Raw genomic sequence first — 4,187 nt, 5'->3', positions numbered from 1 at the left:
CGCTCGGCATGAGCGGCGCGCGACTTGTGACCACGGCGATCTATGAACTTGAAAAGCGGCAGGGCCGCTATGCGCTTTGTACCATGTGCATTGGCGTGGGGCAGGGCATTGCCATGGTGATCGAGCGCGTCTGACGCTCAGAAGCCAAGCGCGATCTGAAGCAGATTGCGTCTGGAAACAAGATCAGAAGAGAAGGCGGCCGGTTTCGCGGCCGTCTTTTTCTTTGGCCGTGTCTTTCGCGCGGGCTTCGGCGTATGCGGCTTCTCCGGCGGTTTCTTCATATGAGGCAAGGTGCGCGGGCGGCGGACAAGGGCGAGCAGATGCCTGTCGGGAAAGAGGCAGGTGCGGTCCAGTCGCCAGGAGACGGCGCGCACTTCCTCACCGGGAATGAAAGCGTCTGCCGCTTCCCATGAATATTCCTCGACGGGGAGAAGAAGCAGTTCTTCTTCCGCTGTCTCCGCCGTTTCCACAAACACATTTTCTGGCAAGGGATCGGTGAGGAGGATTTCTTCCTCGATCTCCGGTTCGGCTGCCGCCACGATGCGCAGAAGCGGCGGTGCCGACCAGCCGATCAGTTCTGCGGGCGATGCAGGCGGCGCGATATGCGAGCCTTGCGCCGATGTGAAGCCGAGGGCGGGAAGGGCCGTGAGCGTGGTCCGGTCTTCGACACCGACTGCCGTTGCGCGAAGCCCGCGCGATGCGGCGAGAGAGACGCGGCGGCTCACAAAGCCCAGCCCTGTGCTTTTCAGACGCCGGGCAAACTGGATGATGGCCGCGCCGCCGATCTTCACTTCGTCAAAATGATCGGGTGTCAGCAGGTCGTCCGGCACGATGACTGCACCGCCACCATCGAGCGCGGTGCTGAAGCCGAGGCGGCGGAAGGCGGCGAGTGTTTGCTGTGCTTCTGCGCCATGCCGCGCGAAGGCGCCTTCCGGTACTTCCAGAACAAGAAGGCTGCGCTCGAGGCCATGTTCATCCATGATCCGGTCGAGCGCGCCGGGCAGCCCCTTGTCTGCAAGATCAGGCGCGCCGAGATTGACGGAGAGGGGCCAGTGCTGACCGGTCCGCTGCCACTTCGCGATGGTTTCCGCTGCGGCATGTGCGACAAACCGGGTCAGCTCGCCGCTGCGTTCGCGCCGCTCGAAGAAGGAGAGGAAAAGCCCAGGCGGGAGCAGACCATAATCAGGGTGTTTCCAGCGAATATAGGCTTCCGCACCAAGCACTTCGCCTGTTGCCAGGCAGAGTTTCGGCTGGCACACGAGGAACAGGTGCTTCGCGTCAAAGGCGAGGTCAATGTCCCTGTTGGTCAGGCGAAAGGAACTGCTGTACATCTTTTTACCGGACGGTACGCGACTGCATCGGGAACAAGGTCCATGTCCAGCCTCGGATATGCTCCTTTATGAGTGCTTAACCGGCCGCGACGAGCGACGGACAACGTCGCCAGAAGGTCAACGGGACAGGTGAAATTCGATTCAAAATCGAAATCACAGACAGGGAGCGAGCGAGATGGCGAACGGGCAAGGGCAGGCGGGGAGTGACAGGCTCATTCCGGCAGCGACGATTCTGTTGCTGCGGGACGGCATGGAAGGGCTCGAAGTGTTCATGGTGGTGCGGCATCACCAGATCGACTTTGCGAGCGGTGCTCTGGTGTTTCCGGGCGGCAAGGTGGACAAGCTCGACATGGCACCGGCTGTGCGTGAGCGCGCCGATGGCATGGACGGTCTTGATGACTGGGAGTTTTCCATGCGGGTGGCGGCGATCCGCGAAGCCTTCGAAGAATCAGGCGTGCTGCTGGCGCGCTCCGAGCAGACAGGCTCGATCATTGATGCGGGGCGGCTCAAGGGGCTTGAGCATTACCGCGACCCTCTCAATCGGGGTGAGGTGGGCATTGCCGATTTCCTCGCGCGGGAGGGGCTGCGTCTTGCGGGCGACATGCTGACGCCGTTTGCGCATTGGATCACGCCCAACATGATGCCGAAGCGCTTTGACACGCGGTTTTATCTTGCGAATGCGCCGGAAGATCATCTCGCCGTGCATGACGGGTCGGAGTCGGTGGACAGTGTGTGGATCAGGCCGGACATTGCGCTGCGTGAAGCCGAGGAAGGCAAGCGCACAATCATTTTCCCGACACGGATGAATGTCGAAAAACTTGGCCACAGCCCGAATGTCAGCCATGCAATCGAGACAGCGAAAAAGACACCCGTTGTCACGGTGGAGCCGCAGGTGACGAAGAATGAAAAGGGCGAGCCCATCCTGCGTATTCCGGCAGAAGCGGGATACAGCGTGACGGATGAACCTCTTTCCGCCGTTGCAAATGTGGCAAAACCGAAAGCGGGCTGATCGCCTTCCTCAATAGAGGAACTGTTCGGTGATGATGCGTTCTTCCAGCCCATGGTCGAGATCGAAGAGCATCAGGAGATCGATGCTCGCATCTTCCTCGACTTCCACCACCTGAACCTGACGAAACTCCGTATGGTCCGCGACGGCGCTGACGGGGCGCTTGTCTGATTCCAGAATGTCGAAGCGCACTTTGGCGCGGTGGGAAAGCAAGGCACCCCGCCACCGGCGCGGGCGAAAGGCGCTGATTGGAGTGAGGGCCAGAAGTGCGGCATCAATCGGCACGATCGGCCCTTGCGCTGAAAGATTATAGGCGGTGGAGCCTGCGGGTGTTGCTACAAGAATGCCGTCACAGATCAGCTCCTCCATGCGCGTCTTGCCGTCGATGGAAATGCGAATCTTCGCCGCCTGATAGGTCTCGCGCAGCAGGGAGACTTCGTTGATCGCGAGAGCTTCGTGCTGGCTGCCGTCGGCCAGCGTTGCATGCATGCGCAGAGGGTGAATGGTGGCAAGCTCGGCCGCAGCAAGACGCTCCTTCAGATTGTCTTCGCGGTACTCATTCATCAGAAAGCCGATGGAGCCGCGATTCATCCCGTAGATCGGGATGCGGCGGTTCATATATTGATGGAGCGTCTGGAGCATGAGACCGTCGCCCCCGAGCGCGACGATGACATCGGCCTCCTCGGGCGCGGTCTCGCCATAGCGTTTGACAAGCGCCGCATGGGCGGAGCGCGCTTCAGGTGTGTCTGTCGCGACGAAGGCGATCTTCTCGAATGTCATCGTCTTCTCTTTCAGGGGCGGGCCGAATTCCGCAAGTATAAGGAGGTAAGCATATGGACGGCGAGAAGCAAGCCAAGGCTGAGGGCGAGTTTGTCTTCCTTTATTCGAGTTTCGGGTCGGAAGAGGAGGCGGGCCGCGTGGCGGAGGCGCTCGTCCGTGAGCGGCTGGCGGCCTGTGTGAACATCCATCCTGCCATGCGCTCCGTTTACGAATGGAAAGGAAGGGCGGAGGTGGCCGGGGAAGCGGCGGCCTTCATCAAGACGCAGGCAACCCTTTTGCCGGTGGTGATGGAGAGGCTTCGGGCGCTTCATTCCTATGAGGTGCCGGCCATGTTGGTACTGCCGATTGCGGGCGGGAATGACGATTATCTGGCCTGGGCGCGAGGGCAGTTGCGGGAAGCGTGAGCCTTGTCAGCCGCCCGTGAGGGACATGTGGCGGGCAATGGCAGGACGGTTGTGCTCCCGGTCGATGATGAAGTCGTGACCTTTGGGCTTCCGGCCAATGGCTTCGTCAATCGCGCTGTCGAGAAGCGTATCATCCTTGCTGGCGCGAAGGGGCGCGCGGAGATCTGCGCTATCCTCCCGACCGAGACACATATAGAGCGTGCCTGTGCAGGTGAGGCGGATGCGGTTGCAGCTTTCACAGAAATTATGCGTCAGCGGCGTGATGAAACCGAGCCTGCCGCCTGTCTCCTTCACATGGACATAACGCGCGGGGCCACCCGTGCGCATATCCAGCTCTTCAAGCGACCACCGGGTTGCGAGGGCACGGCGAACATCCGAGAGCGGCAGATATTGCGCTATGCGGTCGCCTTCAATATCGCCCATGGGCATGGTTTCGATGAGCGTGATGTCGTGCCCTTCACCATGCGCCCATTCAATGAGAGCCGGGATTTCTGCTTCATTCATGCCTTTGAGCGCAACGGTGTTGATCTTGATGCGTAGCCCGGCGCGCTTTGCGGCGTCGATTCCTTCGAGCACTTGCGGGAGACGGCCCCAGCGAGTGATCTGCTGAAAGAGACCGGGCTTCAGCGTGTCCAGTGACACGTTCACGCGGCGAATGCCTGCTGC

5 protein-coding genes and 1 pseudogene are annotated in these 4,187 nt (G+C 60.8%); 3 read left to right on the top strand and 3 right to left on the bottom strand.

All coding sequences use genetic code 11. The annotated features are described in order from the left end of the window. Positions 1 to 134: pseudogene (locus WBF74_RS04630) on the top strand (3-oxoadipyl-CoA thiolase); the annotation flags it as partial. Positions 135 to 137: 3 nt separating this feature from the next. Here WBF74_RS04630 and WBF74_RS04625 read toward each other — a convergent pair. Then, a complete protein-coding gene (locus WBF74_RS04625; protein ID WP_424435876.1) occupies positions 138 to 1,331 on the bottom strand; it encodes an EAL domain-containing protein in 1,194 nt (397 codons plus the stop codon). 175 nt (positions 1,332 to 1,506) lie between these two features. Between WBF74_RS04625 and WBF74_RS04620 the strand changes: the two genes are divergently transcribed. Next, a complete protein-coding gene (locus WBF74_RS04620; RefSeq protein WP_424435873.1) occupies positions 1,507 to 2,340 on the top strand; it encodes an NUDIX hydrolase in 834 nt (277 codons plus the stop codon). A 9-nt stretch (positions 2,341 to 2,349) separates the two neighbouring features. Here the strand turns inward: WBF74_RS04620 and WBF74_RS04615 are convergent, their stop codons facing one another. Continuing rightward, positions 2,350 to 3,117, bottom strand: coding sequence for an NAD kinase (locus WBF74_RS04615; protein WP_424435870.1), 768 nt, complete (start codon positions 3,115 to 3,117; stop codon positions 2,350 to 2,352). A gap of 53 nt (positions 3,118 to 3,170) precedes the next feature. On the opposite strand from WBF74_RS04615, the gene cutA reads away from it, so the two are divergent. Then, positions 3,171 to 3,521, top strand: a complete 351-nt coding sequence (gene cutA, locus WBF74_RS04610; RefSeq protein WP_424435867.1) for a divalent-cation tolerance protein CutA — start codon at positions 3,171 to 3,173, stop codon at positions 3,519 to 3,521. Between the two features lie 6 nt (positions 3,522 to 3,527). On the opposite strand, the gene WBF74_RS04605 is transcribed toward cutA, so the two are convergent. Then, positions 3,528 to 4,187 (bottom strand): GTP 3',8-cyclase MoaA (locus WBF74_RS04605; RefSeq protein ID WP_424435864.1); only part of this gene is annotated, 660 nt, incomplete at its 5' end.

This window comes from Parvibaculum sp., from assembly GCF_049672805.1.
Taxonomy (GTDB): Bacteria; Pseudomonadota; Alphaproteobacteria; order Parvibaculales; family Parvibaculaceae; genus Parvibaculum.
This window is presented reverse-complemented; position numbering and strand designations above follow the sequence as displayed.

What these genes read in the sequence shown, in the direction of transcription:
- WBF74_RS04625 (WP_424435876.1), bottom strand. Translation starts at nt 1,331, where the DNA reads ATGTACAGCAGTTCCTTTCGCCTGACCAACAGGGACATTGACCTCGCC.
- WBF74_RS04620 (WP_424435873.1), top strand. Translation starts at nt 1,507, where the DNA reads ATGGCGAACGGGCAAGGGCAGGCGGGGAGTGACAGGCTCATTCCGGCA.
- WBF74_RS04615 (WP_424435870.1), bottom strand. Translation starts at nt 3,117, where the DNA reads ATGACATTCGAGAAGATCGCCTTCGTCGCGACAGACACACCTGAAGCG.
- cutA (WP_424435867.1), top strand. Translation starts at nt 3,171, where the DNA reads ATGGACGGCGAGAAGCAAGCCAAGGCTGAGGGCGAGTTTGTCTTCCTT.